This window comes from Streptomyces sp. TAA204, assembly GCF_000424965.1.
Genome location: NZ_AUKW01000003.1, coordinates 498,130 through 517,427, shown reverse-complemented (window position 1 = coordinate 517,427; position 19,298 = coordinate 498,130). Strand labels below are relative to the sequence as shown.

Sequence of the window (19,298 nt, the reverse complement as noted above, 5' to 3'; positions counted from 1 at the left end):
TAGGAGCGCCGACGGCCCCGGAGCATCAGGGCCAACCCTGATCCTCCGGGGCCGTTCGGGCCGTGCGGACCGTGGAGCCCGGGGCCTGCCGCCCGTACGGGCTCCGCGCGGGTTCCGCTCAGGCGGGGCTGGGCACGGTCGCCGGCTGCCGGGGCAGTGCCCAGCGCGAGTAGACCAGCGCGCCCAGCAGGGCCACGACCGCTCCGGCCGGCGCGATCCAGGAGAAGCCGGCGGAGGAGAGCAGCGTGCCACCGGCGGCGGCGCCCAGCGACGTCCCCAGATACATGAAGCAACTGTTCCACGCCATGACCGAGCCGGAGTTGACGGGGAAGGCGGCCACCAGCCGGGACTGGTATGCGGGCAGGCACGGGTAGGCGGTGAGGGCGAACAGCCCGAGTGCCGCGATCAGTACGGGGCCCGGCGCGGAGAAGGCGAAGTCGAGCACGACCTCCAGCGCCGAGAGCAGCAGCAGGCTCCCGATGACGACGCGGCTGGTGCCGTAGCGGTCGGCCAGCCGTCCGCCGCTGAGGCTTCCGGCGACCGCGCCGATCCCGTAGACGAAGAGGGCCGTTGCGACGGCGCCCGTCCCCAGGTGAGCGACGTCCCGCAGCCCGGTGCCGACGTAGGTGTACAGGCTGTATACGGCGAATGCCCACAGCCCGGTTACGGACACCGCGCGCACCTTGGCCGGTAGCGTCGCTGTCTTCTCCGCACCGGCCTGAGCGGCGCCCGCGGCGACGGCTCCCGCCTTGCTCGGCCAGGCCGGCAGGTTGACCAGGGCGAGTACGGCGGCCAGCAACCCGAGGCCGACGAAAGTCTCGCGCCAGCTCAGCCAGGAGGCGACGGCCGTACCGGCGGGGGCCCCGATGGACAGCGAGATCAGGAATCCGGCGGTGGCCACGGCCATCCACGAGCCGCGCCGCTCGCTCGGCGCCACCTGGCCGACCAGCGACTGCACGGACGGGGTGACGGCCGCGGCCGACAGCCCGGCCAGGGCGCGTGCGGCCAGGAGCACGGCGAAGCCGGGGGCGAGCCCGGTCAGGACGTTGGCGAGGCCGAAGGCGACGAGGCCCGCCATGAGCACCGTCCGCCGTCCGAGCCGGTCGGCGAGGCTGCCGATGAAGGGCGCCCCGACCATGTACGCGACGGAGAAGACCGTGACGGAGTTGCCGGCCGTCCCTGCCGAGACCTTGAACTCGTGGGCGATGTCGGGGAGTAGCGGCGAGACGACGAAGAGGTCGGTGCCGATGGCGAGCAGGGTGATGAAGGCGACGGCGAGGCTGCCTCGGCTCCCGGCACCCGGCGGGCCGCCTCCGGCGTGGACTGCTTGCTGGGGTTCTCGGGACATGAAACTACTCTAGCAAAATATTTTCTGGCGTAGTTTATTTCCGCGAACTACCGGGGGCCGACTCCCGTGAGTAGGCTGAGCGTCATGGACGGCCACGACGAGATCGACCGCATGCTCGGGCAGTGGTCGTGGGCCTCGTACGACCTCCCGCTGGAGACCATGGCGATCTCCAAGCGCATCCAGCGCATGTCACGCCGTCTGGAGAGGCTCGCCGCCGACTCTCTCGCCCCCCTCGGTCTCGAACCGGGGGAGTTCGACGTACTGGCCACGCTGCTACGCAGCGGCCCGCCCTTCGAAGTGACCCCGACCTGGCTCAGCCAGTCCCTGCTCATCTCGGCCGCCGGGCTCACCAAGCGGCTCGTGCGGCTGGAGGGCAGGGGCCTGGTGACCCGCAGGATGGACCCGGGGGACCGCCGGTCGCTGCTCGTCGCGTTGACCGGCGAAGGCCGCGCCCTCACGGAGAAGGGCGTAGCCGTACACGGCGCCGCCGTCGAGGAGATGATGTCCGCGCTCGACGGCGACGACCGGGGGCGGCTGTCAGGGCTCCTGCGGGAACTGCTGCTCAGCCAGGAGGAGACACCGGCCGACGGCTCCACGTGAGGGCGCGGGCCGGACAGCGGGCCCGGGCTCATGGTCCGCGGTCCGTGGCCGATGCCCCGTCAGCGGGTGCCCGCCAGCAGGAAGCCCGTTATCGACGCGAAGAAGCGGCCCTTCGCCTCGGCCTCGTGGAGCGGACGCCACCAGTCGGCGAGCTGCTCCGCCGTCCACGGCAGCGCGCCGGAACGCCGCGCCTCGTCCAGCCGGCCCTCCATTGACCGCTGGAAGAAGGCGAAGGGCATCCTGACTGTGTACGGCGTGACGACGGCGTCCTTCAGGCCCCGCTCCTCGAAGCGCCGGGCCAGGGCCCTGCCGTTCCAGCCGTTGCGGTGGCCGTCACAGAAGCAGTGCACCGCCTCGCGGGTCCTGGCGCGGTCCGGGTGGTCCACGGTCAGGGTGTCGAAGTCATAGTCGAAGACGGCGAGGCGGCCACCGGGGCGGGTCACCCGCATCAGTTCGTCGTCGGCGGAGTCCAGGTCGTCGCAGTGCTGCCGTACGAGCTTCGCCGTCGTGGCATCGAAGGCGCCGTCGGCGAAGCTCAGGGCACGCATGTCCTCGACCGCGAACTCGACCGGCAGGGAGGGGTGTTGGCCGGAGCGGCGCCGTGCCTCCTCGACCATGGCGGCGCTCACGTCGGTGCCGACGACCCGCCCTTCCGTGCCCACGATCGCCGCGAGCTCGCGTGCGTCGTCGCCCGTACCCGAGCCGATCTCGAGCACGCTGCGGCCGTCCATGTCGCCCAACGCGGCTGCCAACCCCCGGCGCATGGCGCGGTATTCGGGCAGCGCGTTGGCGTAATCCATGAATTCGATGAACCAGACGGAACGGTCGGATGAGTCCACCTGGGAGAACTCTCCGACGTTCTCGCCCGTGGCCGATGCCTCGGTTGTGCTCGTCATGTGCGTGACCTCCTGGGTCTTCGATGAGTCGTCGATGGGTGCGGGACGGGTCCGGGTCCGGTCAGGCCGCTGCCACCGGGACGCCGCTGCGCACCGGCGCCTGTACGGGACCCGGCAGCGCGTCCCGGACAGGCACCTGGCCGGGCCCCGCGACGGGCCCCGCCTCGGACGCCCTGGCGCCCGGCCCCGTCTCGCCGCCGCGCGCCCCGAGGTAGGTGAGCACCGCCATGACCCTGCGGTGCTCGTCCGGATGCTGTTCGAGGCCGAGCTTCTGGTAGACGGTGCGGACGTGTGCCTCGACCGTCTTCGGGCTGAGGCAGAGCTGGTTGCCGACCGCGGAGTTGGAGCGGCCCTGGGCGAGCAGCCGCAGCACTTGCAGCTCCCGGCCGCTCAGCTCGCTCAGCGGCGCCCCGCCCACCGCGGGTGGCGGCGAGCTGTACCAGACCGGCCAGCCCAGGCGGAGGGCGATCCGGCCGAGCGCGAGGTCCCGGTCGCCCACGACCACCGGGTTGCCCACGGTCCGCAGCACGGGCAGGTCGGCCATGCGGCTGCCGTACGCGTGGCACGCCTCGGTCGGCAGCCGCCGGTCGGCGGCCGTCCTGCGTACGGCCTCGGCCTTGCGGCGTCCCGTCAGCGCCATGCCCAGCGCCCCTGTGTACCGTCCCGCCCGTATCTCGGGGCGGGAGCACAACGCCAGGTCGGCGCCGACGTGTTCGGCCACCGGCTCCAGCCAGACCGGCACGGCAGAGGAGACGAGCACGATCAGCGCGCCGGACTCCGCGTGCCTGCGCAGCGCCGAGAGCACCCGCTCGTCGAAGAGACCGCCCTGCTCTTGGCGGCGGCTGAACCAGCGGCGCGCGTGCCGGGCCGCCGCGGGCCCGTCCCAGCCCGCGAAGCCGCGGCAGCCGAAGGCCTCCCCGGCGTTCAGCAACGTGTGGTCCACGTCGAAGAACGCCGCCTTGGCGCGGGCGTCTCGCGCGGGTTCAGGACGCACTCGCGCGCGCACGCTCGGTCTCGAGCCGCTTGTCGATCTGCGCGTACTCCTCCGAGGCCCGCTCGATGGCCTCATCGACGCCGCACACCACCGGGAAGTCGAACAGTTCCGCGATGGTCTCCAGGCGCTCCGGGAGGGTTCCGCCCACGATGTGATGCGGAATCTCCAGCTCCCTGAGCGTGCCGAGCAGCATCTCGTCGCAGGTCTCGCGGAAGCGGTCGTTCATCGGCCGGTGGCCGTCTCCGGCGAGCGGCAGTTCGTTGCGTAGGTGCACGTACGCGTCGAACGCCTCCTTGACATGCTGGCGGAAGGCGTGGCCGTACTGCGCCACGACGTCCTCGAAGAAGCGCATCTCGTCCGTTTTCTGCGACTCGGGCACGTACTCGAGGTTCTGCGTCGAGCTGGGGTCCATGCCGTAGTAGCCGCGCGCGGCGCCGTAGATCCACTCCTGGAGCGAGGAGCCGTCGGAGATGAAGTCGTCACCGTGCAGGGCTTCTTGCACCGCCCGCCCGACGTGGCGGCGCATCGCCAGTTGCAGGTACTCGGGGGGTGTGCACTGCGCCAGGGTCTTGCCCGGCACCGCGTGCGGCAGGATCTCCCTGATGGTTCTGGCCAGGGTGCGGGGGATGCCCGTGTAGTGCGAAAGCGCCATCACCGTCAGGGTCTTGCCGGCGGAGTACGTGCCGGAGACTGCGAGCCGCATGTGGGGTCCTCTCGGATTGCCGGTTCTGGTTCTCGGTCAGACTGCGGAGGCGGCGACGGCCGCCGGGAGTTCGTGGGCGAGGGAGCAGCGCAGGGAGACTGCGGCGAACTCGCCAGCGACCTCGACGTTCCGCCAAGTGCCACCGCGCAGCGGCAGCAGATGCTTGCCGATGACACGCGTGCTCAGCGGCAGGGGACGCCCTTGACCTGCTCCGGGGCTGACGTCCGCCGCGTGGTCGCCGTCCTGCGCGGTCAGGACGGTCCGCAGCATCCACAGGGTGTTGCTGTCGGCGCGGCGCACCGCGTCCAACTCGTACATGAGGATCTGCGCCAGCTGGAGGTTGGTGACGAAGCAGTCGACCATCGAGGGGGCGGGACGCTGTGCGCCGCCGATGCCCGCCGTGGCCGCCGCCGCTCCCTCGTCGCGCGTGAGCCGTACCGCCGCCTCGGCGGTCAGCTCGTCCAGGTCCGCGCTGACGGAGTCGATGTGCTGCGCGTCGTGGGTGAACCCGGTTCCGTAGTAACGGAGTTCGGCAGGCCCGAGCAGGTCCTGCAGGGTGCCGTGGCTGCCGGAGAACTCGGTCCGTCCGCCCGAGGCGTGCTCGACCTCGCACCGTGCGCGCATCTTGGCGATGCGGCAGTCGTACACCGACAGGCTCCTCCCGGGGGCTCCCTCCAGCGGCCGGGTCTCCAGCAACAGGACCCGCGCCTCCAGACCCGTCAGCTCCTCCTGCGGCGTGGTGCCCGCGGTGAGCTTGACCCGGCGCAGCCGCATCGCCGCACGCTGCTCCTCATTCAGTGCGTAAGCGTGGGTGAGGTGCGCCTCTGCCAACTGGGCCGCCAGGACAAGGGTGTCGATGCTGCTGAGGTGGGGTGGGAGGTCGATCCCGTCCTTCTTCTTGGACCAGTCGCTGGGGTACGCGACGTCGACCCGCGCGGTGACACCGGCCTGCTCCGTCCCGGCCGGCGTCAGCCGCACACCGGTGACGGAATGCGCCGCCTTCCGGTATCCGCTGGAGAAGAAGCGCTTCTCCGGCGGACCCAGATAGTCGGCCGCCGAGGAGAGGGTGAGGTATCCGCCCGCGCCGCTCATGCCCGCTGCTCCACCGGTCGGGCGCTCTCGTACGCGGCGACGAGCTGGTCCACCGTGCGGATGTCGGCGATCGAGGCGCTCTCGTCCGCGAACGGGTCGGCCCCGAACTTCCCGCTCAACAGGATGACGAGGCGCGTGAGAGTGAGCGAGTTCAGGCCGAGGTCGACGAGTTCCTCGGAGCCCGTGATCACGGCGGGGCTCTCCTCGTCCACGTCCTCCAGCAGGATCTCCTGTATCTGGTGGACGACGACGTCCCTTGTGGCGTCGGTCAGCATGTGATCCCTCCATCAACTACGAGTGTTTGACCGGTTACGAAGGACGAGCGGCCGGAGGCGAGGAACATGACCGCCTCGGCCACTTCGTCGGTGGTGGCGAGCCGTCCCAGGGGTGTGCGCTTCTGGATGCGGGCCCGGTTCGCGTCGGTGACCTGCGAGGTGAGTTCCGAGTCGAAGAAGCCTGGGACGACGGAGTTCACGCGGATTCCGAACGCGCCCAGTTCACGCGCGAGGCTGCGGCCGAATCCGTTGATTCCGCTTTTGACTCCGGCGTAGACGGCGACGCCGCGATATCCGCGTACGGAGTTGATGGACGAGACGTTCACGATCGTCCCGCCGCCCGTACGGATCATCGCACGGGCGCATTCCTGAGTGAGCACCATCGGCCCCACAAGATTCGCGCTCACCGACTTCTCGATCCGCGTGACGGGCATGGTCAGGAACAACTCCTGGTACAGGACGGCGGCGTTGTTCACGAGCAGGTCGATACGGCCGAAGTGGTCCTGCGAAGCGGAGACGAATTCCCGCAGCGAGCCGGTGTCCTGAAGGTCCGCGCGCCGCCACCGGAAACGTCCGGGCCACGACTCCGCGGTCTCGTCGAGGAATTCGTTCCGGGAACGGCTGAATGCGGCGACGCGCCATCCCTCGGACAGCAGCCGTTCGACGACCCGGCGGCCCAGCCCCCTGCTGCCGCCGCTGACGACGGCGGTCGCGCCGCCCTCCCGTCCGGATTCCGTGGCGGCCGGGGACTCCGTGGGAGCGTGCCGGGGCGCGCTCACGCCCTGACCTTCTTGAAACGCTCGGAATGCTGGACGGCCTGCGAGACCTCCACGGTGACGGGCACCTTGTACATCTCCAGCCGCCCCCGGCAGTGCTTGCGCACCCGCCTCGACACGGTCGCGGAGTCCTCGTCCGTCACCAGCCGAACGGTGGCCTTGACGGCGGCGCCCGTGACAGGGCTCGGCAGGCCGGAGACCGTCACGTCCGCGATGTTGCCGGCCTCGAGGACCACGCTCTCGACTTCGCTGGGGTAGACCTTCTCGCCGCCGACGTTGATGATCTCCGAGCGTCGGCCGAGTATGTGCAGGTAGTCGCCGTCGACCCGGACGACGTCCTGGGTGTTGAAGTAGCCCTCCGAGTCGAAGGGCGCGGGCGCGTTGAGATAGCCGAGCATCGCCATGTCGGAGCGGATCCACAGCACGTCGTCGACGATCTTGTGCTCGAACCCCGCGCCCCCGATGCGCACCCACAGGGTGTCGTCACCCTTGGAACGGGTGGGCAGGATGCCGAGTTCGGAGAGGCCGTAGGTCTGCTTCAGTCGGGTGCCGGCGGGCAGCGCGGCCGACAGCCGGCGCAGCGTCTGGATCGGCATCGGCTCGGTGCCGTAAGTCACCAGCTCCAGCGACGAGCAGTCGTGCCGCTCCAGGGCCCCGGAGATCAGCGCCATGTTGAGGAAGGTGGGCGTAGTCGGCAGGATCTCCGCGCGGTGCCGTTCGACGGCCCCGAAGACCGCGTTCGGCGTCCGTTCCGGGACGGTGATGACGGTGCCGCCCTGACTGAGCGTGTGCAGCAGGGTGTTGATGCCGCCGATGTGGTCGAGGCTCAGGAAGGACAGGATGCGGCGCGGCTTGGCCGGGGCCCCGTACCGGTTGAGCGCCTTGACGAAGTCGAGCACGGAAGCCTTGCTCCGGCCGGTGGTCCCTGAGCTGAACAGCACCAGACCCGGGTGGCCCGCCGCCCGCAGCCGGCCGAACAGCTCGTGGTCCGCGCGGACTCCGGTGTGCTCGACACCGGACGCCCCGCTCCCGTCAGCCCGTACCACGCTCTCCACTTCGGCGACGCCGAGGAATTCGCGGCGTTTTGTATCCGGAAGGGGCCCTAGCGGCACGACGATCGCGTCGAGACGGATCAGGGCGAGCAGCGCGGCACACGAGTGCGGAGAGCATTCTCCTTCGAGCGCGGTGACCGTTCCCGCGGTCACGCCTTGCCCCTCCAAGTACCGTGCCCAGGATTCCACTTCACGGGCGAGCTGGGCGTAGTCGAAGCTCTCGCCTTCGAATACGAAGGATTCGGCACCGGCGAATTCACGCAGGCCCCTGAAGAAGGACTCCTTGACGTCTCCTCGCACAGCTTCTCCGTACTCGGGCATCCATTACTCCTGTCCTTCCGGAAAACCACTGACGAGTCCCGAACCTCTCCGAAGGGCGGGCCACGGCACAAGGAATCCAGCGGGAAGGGCGGCAACTCTGCCAAGTTGCCGAAAACGTCGTGGAATCGGCGCGGCGATGAACCGCACAGGCCCCGGGGACGGCTCCGGCAGGGGTCCCGGCACGGCACGCGACGCCTCGGGCGGTGGAGCGGGCCATGCTCGGGCGAGGGCCGGGGCTCGCCGCCCGGCGCGGCTCAACCCCCTGGCCCGGGCCCGCAGTTACCGGTTGAGGACCTTGGGCCGCTTTGCAATCATTGGGCACATCAGTTCCCAGTGGCTCTCGTGGCCGCTGTGGTACGTGACTCTGAAGCATGGTTGCGGGGGGCAATCGGATGGAGCCTTGCTCGAACGACATACGTCTCGCCTGCCGCGCCCTGCACGGCCCGTCCCGACCCTGATGGCACCGTTTGCGAGCAGCGCAAGCCTTCGCCCGAGGAGCGCACACACGCGATGACGCCTTCCGTCTCCTTCCGTCGACGCCCCACCAGGAAAAAGCAGATCAGACGGCTGCTGTGCGAAAGCGCGGCGAGACTCGACGAGTTGGCGGTGCCAGAACCCTGCGACATGGCCGGACTCATCGAGTGCGTCAGCCGCCTGCGGGGCCGTCCGATCGAACTGCTCGCGGCCCCCGTCGACGCCGCGCACCCCTCCGGGGCCTGGGTCTCGCTGTCCGCACTTGACCTGGTGATCTACGAGGCGAACACCAGCAAGCTCCACCAAGAGCACATCATTGCCCACGAGCTGGGCCACGTCATCTACGGTCACTGCGGCGGAGCGCTGGACGACGACAACGCCCAACTTCTCTTCCCGGGGCTCGATCCGAGCCTCGTACGCGAGATGCTGAACCGCGCCGAGTACTCTGACAGGCACGAATTGGAGGCCGAGGTCATGGCGTCGGTGATCCTCCGGCGCATGAACCGGCCGGCCCACTACGGCATCCGTTCCAGCGGTTCACCCGACGCCGACGTCCTCGGCAGGGTTGAGCAGTCCCTCTCCGCGAACGCCGGAGCGGGCGCGTGACGACGCTTCTCCACTCGTTATGCCTCTTCGTCGGAGCGACGATCTTCGTCTGGAAGGTGCGGGCGCTGGCCCGTGGGCGGCGCGAGTTGGGCAGCGTCGCCTTCTGCGTCTACATAGCCCTCTCGGCGCTGGGCTACCTGGTCCTGCTGCCCCCGGTGTACGTGGTGATCGACCGGCTGACGGGAATCATCAACAGCTCCGGAATGCTCTCCGCAGTCTGCGTGCTGGGCCTCACCGCCGCACAGCAGGTCCTGCTGATGCGCTGGGCCTATCCCGCCGCTGAGGCCGGGCCCCGCATCCGCGTGCGGCTGCTGTTCTGGTCGCTGATGCTCGCCGTCTATCTCACGATGTTCTTCCTCTTCATGCCGGGCGAGCAGCGCTTCCACGACTTCTACGTGCGCTACAGCCTGCACCTCGGCCAAGCGCCCTACCTCGTCGTCTACATCATCGCCTGCATCGTCGGGCAGACGGACGTCGTACGCCACTGCTGGATGTACGCCCGGATCGCCGACGTCCCCTGGCTACGGCGCGGGATGCTCACCACGACGGCCGGCGCCTCGCTGATCCTGCTGTACTGCGCGATCCGCGTCGGCGACATCCTGGCCGGCCCGCTGCACGCCGACCTGACGTTCCTGGAGGGTGCCGCCTGGACCTGCGGCGACGTGGGCTCCGCGCTCGCGCTAATCGGCTGGGTGCTGCCCAGCGTGGGCCCGCGGCTGTCGGCCGCCGCCACATGGTTCAGGGACTACCGACGGCACAACTCCCTCTATCCGCTGTGGAAAGCGCTTCACGGGGCCGTGCCGTACGTCGCGCTGGACCCGCCGCGCTCCCGCCTGGAGGACGTCCTGCGGTTACGGAACATCAACTTCTGGCTGTACCGCAGGGTCATCGAGATCCAGGACGCCCAACGGGCGCTGCGGCCGCGGATCGAAGGCGCACTGGAGCGGATCAACGGGGGCCGGGAGTCCGAAACCCCCTCCGATGAGGAGAGCCTGCCGATGGCCCTGGCCTCGGCGCGGCTCAACGCCGCCCGGCGTACGCGCTGTTCGTCCGGCGCCACCGACCGCGACGGAACCACCGGAGATGGTGCCCGCGCCACCGATCTGTCCGGCGAGGTCGAATGGCTCACCGACTTGAGCCACGAGTTCCTGGCCCGCTACCGCGAGCCCCGCGACGGCGGACGGCCGAAGCGGGGCCGGAGCGGGTCAGGAGCGGCGGAAGCCCGATGAGCCGGTGAGCACGTCGCGCCGGTTCGCCAGGTCGTAGACCGCCTTCTGGTGGTGTTCCACCCCTAACCGGATCGCCTCGTCCCGGTCGGCGACGAGTTGCACCACGCTCAGGACGACCCGCTGGTTCGGCCTGTCGTACCAGGCGCCCACATGCAGGTCACGATGGGACGCAAGCCGCGCGGAGTGCTTGCGCAGATACCGCTTCAGCACCCTCTCGCCTGCCGCACCGCCCTCACCTCCGAAGAACACCGAGGCGGGCTCGGCGTGCGCTCCCGTTCCCGTCCCGACCACGTAACCCCTCGTCGGGGCCCGGCCGTTGCGCGGGTCGACAGTGAACCCGCTGTCGTTGCGCACCTGTTCGACGAGGCTGTGGAGCTCCGACTCGACGGCAGGGAAGCGAGCCGTGCGCGGGCGCTCCGGCGCCCTCGTGTCCGTCGGGCCGGTGCTCGTGGCGTCGGTACTCGTCGCGTCCGAGGCGAGCGGCAGTGCACAGACGGCGAGCACCGCGAACAGCACGGTGGCGCGCGCCGGCGCTGTTCGGCGGCGCTCGCGCCCCGTGCCGGAACGGGCGGATCCGCCGGAGCGTACCGACCGCCCCTTCCGGTACGGCCTCAGAGCGTCGAACATGCCGGTTCCGTCACCCCGACTGCTGGGCCATGGCCGGGAATTGGGCTCGGTGACCCCGTGGTCGTGGTCGTGATCGGGGCCGTGGCTCCGTGCTGTGCTGACGCGGTCATGTCCGTCCACCTTCGCCGTGTGGGCAGGGCGGCCAGCACTCTAGTAAATATTTCGCCGAAATAATATCTGCTGGCGAAGCGGCACCCAGTTGTGACGGACGCAGGTCCGCTGCCTACGGCGCGATGCTCCCGGTATCCTGACGGCTCTGCAGGCGCTCACGCGCACGACCGGTCCTCCGGGACGGCCGGACCTCGGGGCGTGGCCGACTCCAGCGCCGCCGTCGGGCCGCCCGGATGGTGGTCCACCCCGTGAATGCGGTCGAAGGCGAATGCGGCCGAGGCCATCATCATGTGCCGGTGCCAACCCCCGAACGAGCGGCCCTCGAAGTCCTCGACCCCGAACTGCTCCTGGAGCGTGGTCAGATCACGCTCATGCCGCTTGCGCAGCCACTCCAGCTCCGCCATGACCCGCGCGCTCCAGTCCGCCATGTTCGTCAGCCAGCAGCGCGCTCCCCGCCCGTCCGCCGAACTCGCCGCCAGAAGACGGACTTTGGGCGAGTGCGGGCGGGAGCGTGCCGGCCGTACGAGGGAGGACACCAGTCCGCTCGTCCGGGGACGGCCCCGGAGGATCGCTTGCGGCTGCGTCTCCAGAATCCTCGTCGAAGGGTCGACCTCGATGAGGTAGTCCAACTTGCGGTCGCCCAGCCCCTGCAGGAGTTCACCCCCGGCGTGTACGCCACGGAGGTCGGCGACCACGGGTAAGGCCGGTGCCCGCCACTGCGATCTCGCCGTGTCCAGCAGGTCGAGGGCGCCCTGCCAGGCCGTACGGATGCCGTAGTCCTCGGGGATGCGCACCTTGGCGCGGAGGCTGCTGTCGTTCAGCCAGCGCTCGGAGAGCAGAATCCGCCACGAGACCGGGATGCTCGCGGCCTCCGAGGTGAGGAACAGGCCCACGCCGACCTGCCCGTTGACCGTGCGCTGCAACCTGGCGGAGTAGTACTGATCGACCCCGACGGACTGACTGCCGCGCTTCGGCAGCACCAGGGAGTTCACCACCCACACCTTCGGCGAAAGGAACCGCAGGACCTCGGCGGCGGCAGCGCGGGACAGCGTGTCCCACTTCCACGGGCTCTGGTTGACGAACTGCTGGAGCGAGTGAGCCGCCGTGGGCATCCCGATCGAGTCGGCGATCCGCTTGAGGGACTTCTTCCCCGTCGCGGAGAGCAGCCCCCTGACGTACAACTCGGCCCAGCCGCGCTGGTCGGCCCTTGGTAAGGAGGCGAAGACCCTGCGGGTGAACTGCGGGAGTTCCGACAGCGGGAGTCTCGCGTCACCGTGGCCGATCGGACTGGCGCTGCTCAAGGTGTTCCAGCTCATCTCGTCTCCCGCCGTCACGGAATGGGCGCTCGCAGTCGTCAGGGGCTCGCCGCCGCTCGTACTGCGGGGCGATGTCACGTGTCTCGGTGAGAAGTGCGCTGAAGCGCCTGGCGGCACTGCGACGTCGCGCGCTCCGACATCGGTCACACATCGTGCGGGCCTCACGTTCGCCCCACCCCAGTCTTCTGGCAGTTGAGTTGGCTCAACTCTTAGTGGAAATCCAAGCCCCGGCCACAGTAGCGTTGCAACTGTCAGTTGTGAACGTGACCTACATCACCCAATCTCTCAACTGGCAGTAGTTACGATGGTGTTGCAGGCGATCTCGCGCCCAGGCGTTTGGAGCAACCATGACCCATGGGGAAGACAGACCGGCTTTCGCCGAGCGGCTCGACGGGCTGTTCAGGCGGAGCCGACCCCATGGGCGCCGCTGGACCAACGACGAGGTGGCGACCGAGATCAAGGCCCGCAGCCCCGACCTGAAGGTCAGCGGCGCCTACCTGTCCGCCCTGCGCACGGGCCGCCGTACGAACCCGTCACGCGAACTGCAGGAGGCACTCGCGAAGTTCTTCGGCGTGGCCCCCGCGTTCTTCTTCGACCCCGAGTACTTCGACCAGGCGAGCCGCCAACTGGCCCTGCTGGAGGAACTCCGCCAGGCCGACGTCAGATCGATCGCGCTGCGTACGGTCGGCCTCCCGGGAGAGAGCCTGGAAGCGGTGACGGCGATGCTGGACCAGATCCGCAAACTCCACGGCCTCCCGCCGGTGGAGGAGTAGCAGCGGCGACCTCGGGTGCTGAACCTCCGTGTGTCGGCGGCGGGGTTGCAGTTCTGGTTGCATTCACCCCCGTACAGCGGCGTTCAGACACCGCCCTGCAACATTCCCGTAGCAGGCCAGGACGTGGACACCCACCCCCGAACCCCAAGACGAACAATTGGAAAGCGTGTTGGGGGCAACCCCTCACGAGTTCGAATCTCGTATCCTCCGCACTCGGCTCACCAGCCGAAACGAAGAGCTGGACCGCCTATCGCGGTCCAGCTCTTCGGTGTTCCTTGGGTGCAGTTCTGGTTGCATTTATAAGCGGCATTTGGGACATCGCCTCAAGCGGGAAGGCGCACGCTCACGTCCTTTGAGGCAACCGGCGCAGACTGCGGGGAGCGTTATCGGCCGCCGGACCGCAAGGAGTTGGCCTTCCTCAACGGCGTAGACGAAGAACCAGTCGCCGCCCTGACTCGCCAGCAGGCGGTTCGCCATGAGAGCCCTGACACCGAACGCAGCCATGCCCCCACATCCGTCGAAGCCTTGTTCATCACGGGCTGGCTTGCGGCGACTCCGGTCTCGGCGGATCCACGCGGATCTGTCCATGGTCCCGGGACGATGTCGCGGTCATAGCCCGATCACCCGGACCTTGCTGCCGCACAGCCGGGTCATGTCATCGACATCCGACGTGAGGATGGCGACCGGGCCAGGCTGACGCAAGGCCGCTTCCGCGACGGTGGCATCGATCGCGTACTTGTGTCCGTGCAGACCGGCGCTCTTCAACAGTTGGGCCGCCGCCTTGGCCGCTGCCTCCGTGATCGGCTCCACCTTGACACGGGAGAGCGCCCACTGCAGTCGGGGCAGGTTCACCCTGGCGTGGCTCACCTCCACGATGGTGTTGGTGCTGACGACAAGGTCCGCTCCCATGTCGTGGAACACCTGGAACATCGCCAGAACCTTCCGGTCCTGCGCCACCCAGGCCGACAGCCCCTCGCTGTCCAGGACGACGGCCTCAATGTGCCCGCTCACGCGGCGCCCGCACCTCCGGCGGCCGACGTCGTACCGAAGATCCTCGCCCGCGCCTCGGCCAGCTCTTCCTCGGTGAAAGCCCCGTACTCGTCTGTGTGGCTGCGCAGGTCGGCCCCCAGGAGCTGGTGCCGGACCTGCCTGGCGACCGCTTCGGCCACGTAGCCGGAGATGTTGTCCGTGATCTTCTTGAGCTCCGCCACCTGCTCGGTGGGGAGTGTCACCGTGATGCGTGTGGTGTCAGCCATAGCTGCAAGCATACTACGGTATGCACGATTCAATGCTGTCTGTTCCCCCGATCAGTCCGGTCGGGGGCAGTCGGGGCGACTGTCCGTTTGAGCAGGGACTCAGTTGGGCGTGGTGCGGCGCTCCAGCTCAGCGGGCCCAGTAGCGGTATGCCTCGATCCATTGCCAGCCCTCGGGGGCGGGTTCCGGCAGCGGCAGGTCCAGAATTCCGATGTCCTGTCGGACCGGTCCCCGGGCGCAGCGTGCGACCACGCGTCCGTCCTCGGTCAGATCGACCCCGACCACGCTCACCTCGACGCCGAGAACACTCGTGGCGAATGGCACGGCAAGGCTCTCCTCGATCATCGTGAAGAAGCCGGTGAGCTGCTCATCCTCGCCGTAGGCGTCGACGGTGGCCTCTTCGATCAACGCATCCAGCGCGGCTGGGCCCCAGGTGCTCATGGCGTCACCGTAGCGCCGCACCGTATGGTCGAGAACCGGTGTGTTCAGCAGCGGCGTATCCGTCGTGGCGCCGTCGCCGGCAGTCAGGCCAAGACCCGTGGTTGCCGGCGTGTGACGTTGCCTGGTGGGGTTCGGCAGGGAGCGGCCCAGGGGCGGGGCCGGCAAGCGACAGGGCGGAAGTGAGTGGCACGAGTCGTCGTACGAGAGCCGAGTACGGGCACGGGAAGCACGCCGCCGCCGACCCGACAGGAAACGTCCGCCTTCGTGAGGGAACTGCTCGGCGCCGGCTGGGCGGCGGTGTTCCTGCCCGGTGAGCCCGCCCACCTTGGGCGGCTGCTGTTGTGGAAGCCGGCCGGGGCGGCAGCCGGAGACAGTGTGGCGCCCACCGGCCTTGAGACCGAGGCCGTGGAGCTGGTCCTGCCGCACGGCCGCTCGGTCAGGCGGCGCAGGGTCGAGGGTTACGCGCTGCCTGTAGCCGTCGCTGTCTCCGCCCTGGCCAACGCGGAGGAGCCGACGCATCCCTCCGGCGCCGCCTGGCAGGCCGCCACTCGCTTCGCACTGCGGCTGCTCGCCGACGGCCGCCTCCACCCGGCCATCACCCCCGCCGGTTACGACACTTGGCAGGTGGGCCCCTGCACCGCCGCCCAGCGCCAGACGCTGGACGCCCTGGCCGCCGCCTTCCCGCCACACGCCCACTGCCTGCCCCAGCCAGGCCCTGCTCCGGTAAGGATCGCCGAATCGGCTGCGCTGGTACGCCAGTTCTGCGACGCGGTCGCCGATGATCTGGTCCGTACGCCGGCCGCGCCGCTCGCCATGGGAGCGCTGCCGTACGCCTGGCGTGAGGTCCGTGCTGTGCCCGCCTTGCGTGAATGGGCCGAGGAAACCCAGTCAGCGCTCACCGCTGAGGTCAGTGTCTCCCTACGCGTCGACGTGCCTGAAGGACACCGACGGCAGCTTCGGGCCGTCCTGCAACTGCACACCGCGGCGGACCCGGCACTCGTCATCGAGGCCGCACGGCTGTGGAGGGAGCCGGCCGAAGTGGAGCGGCTGCTCGGCCCGCGCGCCGAGACCGAGACCCTGCTCGCCCTGCGCCGCGGCGCACACGCCTGGCCCCCTCTGCGGAGACTGCTCAACGAGGCCGCTCCCGATCAGCTCCGGTTGACCGACGACGAAGCCTTCGATCTACTCGGGGACGCCACGGACGCGCTGCGCGCGGCCGGTGTCGACGTGCACTGGCCGCGCGAACTCGTCAAGGCACTCACCGCGACCGCGGAGATCGGGCAGCGAACCGCCCCCCGTTCCACCGCCGGCGGCCTGCTGGACACCGAGGCCCTCCTCGACTTCCGCTGGCAGGTCTCCCTCGGTGGCGAGCCGCTCACCGAGGCCGAGATGGATGCCCTCGCTGAGTCACGCCGTCCCCTCGTCCGGCTTCGCGACCAGTGGGTGGTCGCCGACCCGAAGCTGGTGGCCCGCGCCAAGCGCCGCCGGATGGAACCACTCACCCCCATGGAGGCGTTGAGCGCCGCGCTGACCGGCGAGGCCGAGCGGGACGGTGACCGGGTTCCCTGTGCGGCGGTCGGTGCGCTCGGCGATCTGGTCGCTCGTATCCGCGACTCCGAGTCCCGCACCCCCGTGCCCCAGCCCGCCGCCCTCAAGGCCACGTTGCGCGAGTACCAGAAGCGGGGCCTGGCCTGGCTGGCCGAGATGTGCGCACTCGGCCTCGGCGGCTGTCTCGCCGACGACATGGGCCTGGGCAAGACCATCACCCTTCTCGCTCTGCACCTGCACCGCCAGAGCGACCCCACCACCGAGGGCCCCACCCTTGTGGTCTGCCCGTCCTCCGTGCTCGGCAACTGGCAGCGCGAGGCCGCCAGATTCGCGCCGTTCACCCCCGTGCGCCGCTACCACGGCGGCGACCGCCACCTCAAGGACCTGGCCGGCGACGAGATCGTCCTGGCCACCTACGGGGTGCTGCGGCGCGACCGCGAAGTGCTTGCCGAGACAGCCTGGTCGCTGGTGACTGCCGACGAGGCCCAGCACGTCAAGAACCCCTACGCAGTCACCGCCCGCGAACTGCGTGCCCTGCCCGCCCGCGCCCGCGTCGCTCTCACCGGCACTCCCGTGGAGAACAACCTCTCCGAGCTGTGGGCACTGCTCGACTGGACCACGCCCGGGCTCCTCGGCCCGCTCACCGCCTTCCGTGACCGGCATGCCCGCGCCATCGAGGCGGGCGAGGATCCCGAGGCAGCCGAACGCCTGTCCCGTCTCGTCCGCCCCTTCTTGTTGCGCCGCAAGAAGTCCGACCCCGGCATCGCGCCCGAACTGCCGCCCAAGACCGAGACCGACCACGTCGTCCCGCTGACGGCCGAGCAGACCAGCCTGTACGAGGCACAGGTCCGCGAGACCATGGGGAAGATCGCGGAGTCGGAGGGCATCGCCCGACGCGGTCTGGTACTCAAGCTGCTCACGGCGCTGAAGCAGATCTGCAACCACCCCGCCCAGTATTTGAAAGAGCACAGCCTGCGCCAGTTCACTCCCCTGCGGGGCCGCTCCGGCAAGCTCGACCTGCTCGACGAACTTCTCGACACCATCACCGCCGAAGGCGAATCCGTGCTGGTCTTCACTCAGTACAAACAGATGGCAGCTCTGCTGGAGAAGCATCTCGCCGAGCGCGGCGTCCCCGCTCTCTTCCTGCACGGTGCCACCCCCGTCGCGCAGCGCGAAGAGATGGTGGACCGCTTCCAGCACGGTGAAGTACCGGTGTTCCTGCTGTCGTTGAAGGCCGCGGGCACCGGACTCAACCTCACCCGCGCCAGCCACGTCGTGCACTACGACCGCTGGTGGAACCCGGCCGTCGAGGACCAGGCCACCGACCGCGCCTACCGCATCGGCCAGGACAAACCCGTCCAGGTACACAAGCTCCTCGCGGAGGGAACCGTGGAGGACAAGGTAGCGAAGCTGCTCGAAGCCAAGCGCGCCCTCGCCGACGCCGTCGTCGGCTCCGGCGATGCAGCCCTGACCGAACTGTCCGACGCCGACCTCGCCGAACTCGTCGCCCTGGGAAGGCAGTCATGAGCACCGCTGTCCCCGGCCCGCGCCGGGCGCCCGCCCGCGGCCATGGGGTATCCCCTGGTCGAGCGAAGACGAGACCTCGGGGAAGAGCCTTCGCCGCGACCTGGTGGGGCCAGGCATGGGTGGCCGCCCTGGAGGCCTCCACTCTGGACGCCGGACGACTCTCGCGGGGACGCACCTACGCCCGAAAAGGCATGGTCGGCCCGGTCACCGTCGCTCCGGGCCAAGTCAATGCCGCTGTCCAGGGCAGCCGCCCACGCCCGTACCGCTCCTCAGTCCACCTGCCCGTCCTCACCACCCCTCAGTGGGACACCCTGCTCGACACAATCGCGGCCCGCGCCGGACATCTCGCCGCACTTCTCGACGACGAGATGCCCGCCGAACTCGTGGACGACGCCCGGCAGGCAGACGTCCCACTGCTCCCACTGCCCACCGAGCTCGATCCGGAGTGCTCCTGCCCTGACTGGGGATACCCCTGCAAACACGCTGCCGCACTCTGCTATGCCATAGCCGCCACCATCGACACCGACCCATTCGTGCTTTTCGCACTGCGCGGCCGCGGTCGCGAGGAGGTCTTCGCCCAGTTGCGCGCGCTCCGTACGGCAGCACAGGACACCGCCGCCCCATCGGCACCGGCCGGCATCCCGGCCGCCGCCGCATACGCCCGCTGGGCCGAAGAGCCCCCTGAACTGCCCGGACTCCCCGAACCGTCCGCCCGCACCACAGCACTGCCCGTCGCCCCGCCGCCCGGCAGCGGCCTGGCCGCCGCGGACCTGGAACGCCTCATGGCCGACGCCACTGGGCGCGCCTTCCGGCTCCTCGCGGGCGACACCGCCGACCTGCACCTGACCCAGCACCAGGACGCCGTCCGTATCGCCGCAAGCAACCCTGGACCCGAGTGGTTCCACCACTTGATCCAGAACACCGGCACCAACCCCACTGCTTTCGCACGCCTCACCCGCGCCTGGCGCCACGGCGGCCCCACAGGCATCGCCGTCGTCGAACAGCCCCACACCCCCGACCCGACGGTGATGAAGGCCACCCGCACCGCCCTGGGCACGGCCCTGTCCGAGATGACCGACTCCCCCACACAGTTCAGAGCCTGGCGCAACCGCCTCACCCTCACCCACCACGGCATCCAGCTGCGTCTGGGTCCCGACGCCCGCTGGTACCCCTACCTCCAGGACGACGACGGCGAATGGTGGCCAGCGGCACCAGCCGACAGTGACCCCGTCACCGCGCTCACCGCGGCCTGGTCGCAGAGCGGGGAGTAAGGTGACGATTCCCCGCTGACCAGGAACAACGAGCAGAAGCTGGACACACTCACGCTGCTCCACT

At 69.6% G+C, this 19,298-nt stretch carries 19 protein-coding genes; 6 read left to right on the top strand and 13 right to left on the bottom strand.

All coding sequences use genetic code 11. From position 1 onward, the window contains the following. Positions 1-118 precede the first annotated feature (118 nt). Positions 119-1,348: an MFS transporter gene (locus H343_RS29515; protein ID WP_051264726.1), complete on the bottom strand. Its 1,230-nt coding sequence runs from the start codon at positions 1,346-1,348 to the stop codon at positions 119-121. An 84-nt stretch (positions 1,349-1,432) separates the two neighbouring features. On the opposite strand from H343_RS29515, the gene H343_RS0107750 reads away from it, so the two are divergent. After that, positions 1,433-1,948 carry a MarR family transcriptional regulator gene (locus tag H343_RS0107750; RefSeq protein ID WP_037902746.1) on the top strand — a complete coding sequence of 172 codons (516 nt, stop codon included), beginning with the start codon at positions 1,433-1,435 and terminating at the stop codon, positions 1,946-1,948. 59 nt (positions 1,949-2,007) lie between these two features. On the opposite strand, the gene H343_RS0107745 is transcribed toward H343_RS0107750, so the two are convergent. The 7 genes from H343_RS0107745 to H343_RS0107715 form a co-directional block, all read right to left on the bottom strand. Continuing rightward, entirely contained in the window at positions 2,008-2,844 is an 837-nt protein-coding gene (locus H343_RS0107745) for a methyltransferase domain-containing protein (RefSeq protein ID WP_028430662.1), read from the bottom strand. Between the two features lie 61 nt (positions 2,845-2,905). Next, positions 2,906-3,838 (bottom strand): haloacid dehalogenase-like hydrolase, encoded by a 933-nt coding sequence (locus tag H343_RS35515; protein ID WP_199778894.1) that lies wholly within the window; start codon positions 3,836-3,838, stop codon positions 2,906-2,908. Further along, complete coding sequence (locus tag H343_RS0107735) at positions 3,828-4,541, bottom strand: AAA family ATPase (protein WP_028430661.1); 714 nt, start codon at positions 4,539-4,541, stop codon at positions 3,828-3,830. Before H343_RS0107735 ends, H343_RS35515 begins: the two co-directional genes overlap by 11 nt. A 36-nt stretch (positions 4,542-4,577) precedes the next feature. After that, on the bottom strand, positions 4,578-5,633 hold the full coding sequence (locus H343_RS0107730; RefSeq protein ID WP_028430660.1) for an AvrD family protein: 1,056 nt from the start codon (positions 5,631-5,633) through the stop codon (positions 4,578-4,580). Continuing rightward, on the bottom strand, positions 5,630-5,908 hold the full coding sequence (locus H343_RS0107725; RefSeq protein ID WP_028430659.1) for a phosphopantetheine-binding protein: 279 nt from the start codon (positions 5,906-5,908) through the stop codon (positions 5,630-5,632). The genes H343_RS0107730 and H343_RS0107725 overlap by 4 nt, the downstream gene beginning before the upstream one ends. Continuing rightward, positions 5,902-6,687, bottom strand: coding sequence for an SDR family oxidoreductase (locus H343_RS0107720; protein WP_078505160.1), 786 nt, complete (start codon positions 6,685-6,687; stop codon positions 5,902-5,904). The genes H343_RS0107725 and H343_RS0107720 overlap by 7 nt, the downstream gene beginning before the upstream one ends. Beyond that, a complete protein-coding gene (locus H343_RS0107715; protein WP_078505158.1) occupies positions 6,684-8,057 on the bottom strand; it encodes a long-chain fatty acid--CoA ligase in 1,374 nt (457 codons plus the stop codon). The genes H343_RS0107720 and H343_RS0107715 overlap by 4 nt, the downstream gene beginning before the upstream one ends. 510 nt (positions 8,058-8,567) lie before the next feature. On the opposite strand from H343_RS0107715, the gene H343_RS0107710 reads away from it, so the two are divergent. Then, positions 8,568-9,137, top strand: a complete 570-nt coding sequence (locus H343_RS0107710; protein WP_037902740.1) for a hypothetical protein — start codon at positions 8,568-8,570, stop codon at positions 9,135-9,137. Further along, positions 9,134-10,366 carry an MAB_1171c family putative transporter gene (locus tag H343_RS0107705; protein WP_028430655.1) on the top strand — a complete coding sequence of 411 codons (1,233 nt, stop codon included), beginning with the start codon at positions 9,134-9,136 and terminating at the stop codon, positions 10,364-10,366. The genes H343_RS0107710 and H343_RS0107705 overlap by 4 nt, the downstream gene beginning before the upstream one ends. Here H343_RS0107705 and H343_RS0107700 read toward each other — a convergent pair. Next, positions 10,343-10,993, bottom strand: a complete 651-nt coding sequence (locus tag H343_RS0107700) for a hypothetical protein (protein WP_028430654.1) — start codon at positions 10,991-10,993, stop codon at positions 10,343-10,345. The two genes, H343_RS0107705 and H343_RS0107700, sit on opposite strands and share 24 nt — an antisense overlap. Before the next feature lie 266 nt (positions 10,994-11,259). Then, positions 11,260-12,420 carry an IS701 family transposase gene (locus H343_RS29505; RefSeq protein ID WP_051264720.1) on the bottom strand — a complete coding sequence of 387 codons (1,161 nt, stop codon included), beginning with the start codon at positions 12,418-12,420 and terminating at the stop codon, positions 11,260-11,262. A gap of 347 nt (positions 12,421-12,767) precedes the next feature. On the opposite strand from H343_RS29505, the gene H343_RS0107690 reads away from it, so the two are divergent. Then, positions 12,768-13,193: a hypothetical protein gene (locus H343_RS0107690; RefSeq protein ID WP_028430653.1), complete on the top strand. Its 426-nt coding sequence runs from the start codon at positions 12,768-12,770 to the stop codon at positions 13,191-13,193. 609 nt (positions 13,194-13,802) lie between these two features. On the opposite strand, the gene H343_RS0107685 is transcribed toward H343_RS0107690, so the two are convergent. The 3 genes from H343_RS0107685 to H343_RS0107675 form a co-directional block, all read right to left on the bottom strand. Next, on the bottom strand, positions 13,803-14,204 hold the full coding sequence (locus tag H343_RS0107685; RefSeq protein ID WP_028430652.1) for a PIN domain-containing protein: 402 nt from the start codon (positions 14,202-14,204) through the stop codon (positions 13,803-13,805). Then, complete coding sequence (locus H343_RS0107680) at positions 14,201-14,449, bottom strand: type II toxin-antitoxin system CcdA family antitoxin (RefSeq protein WP_028430651.1); 249 nt, start codon at positions 14,447-14,449, stop codon at positions 14,201-14,203. Before H343_RS0107680 ends, H343_RS0107685 begins: the two co-directional genes overlap by 4 nt. A 127-nt stretch (positions 14,450-14,576) precedes the next feature. Beyond that, positions 14,577-14,888 (bottom strand): hypothetical protein, encoded by a 312-nt coding sequence (locus H343_RS0107675; protein WP_028430650.1) that lies wholly within the window; start codon positions 14,886-14,888, stop codon positions 14,577-14,579. A 264-nt stretch (positions 14,889-15,152) separates the two neighbouring features. On the opposite strand from H343_RS0107675, the gene H343_RS0107670 reads away from it, so the two are divergent. Both H343_RS0107670 and H343_RS0107665 read left to right on the top strand, forming a co-directional pair. Then, on the top strand, positions 15,153-17,963 hold the full coding sequence (locus H343_RS0107670; protein ID WP_037902738.1) for a DEAD/DEAH box helicase: 2,811 nt from the start codon (positions 15,153-15,155) through the stop codon (positions 17,961-17,963). Positions 17,964-18,082: 119 nt separating this feature from the next. Beyond that, on the top strand, positions 18,083-19,234 hold the full coding sequence (locus H343_RS0107665; RefSeq protein ID WP_037902737.1) for an SWIM zinc finger family protein: 1,152 nt from the start codon (positions 18,083-18,085) through the stop codon (positions 19,232-19,234). The last annotated feature ends 64 nt before the right edge of the window (positions 19,235-19,298 follow it).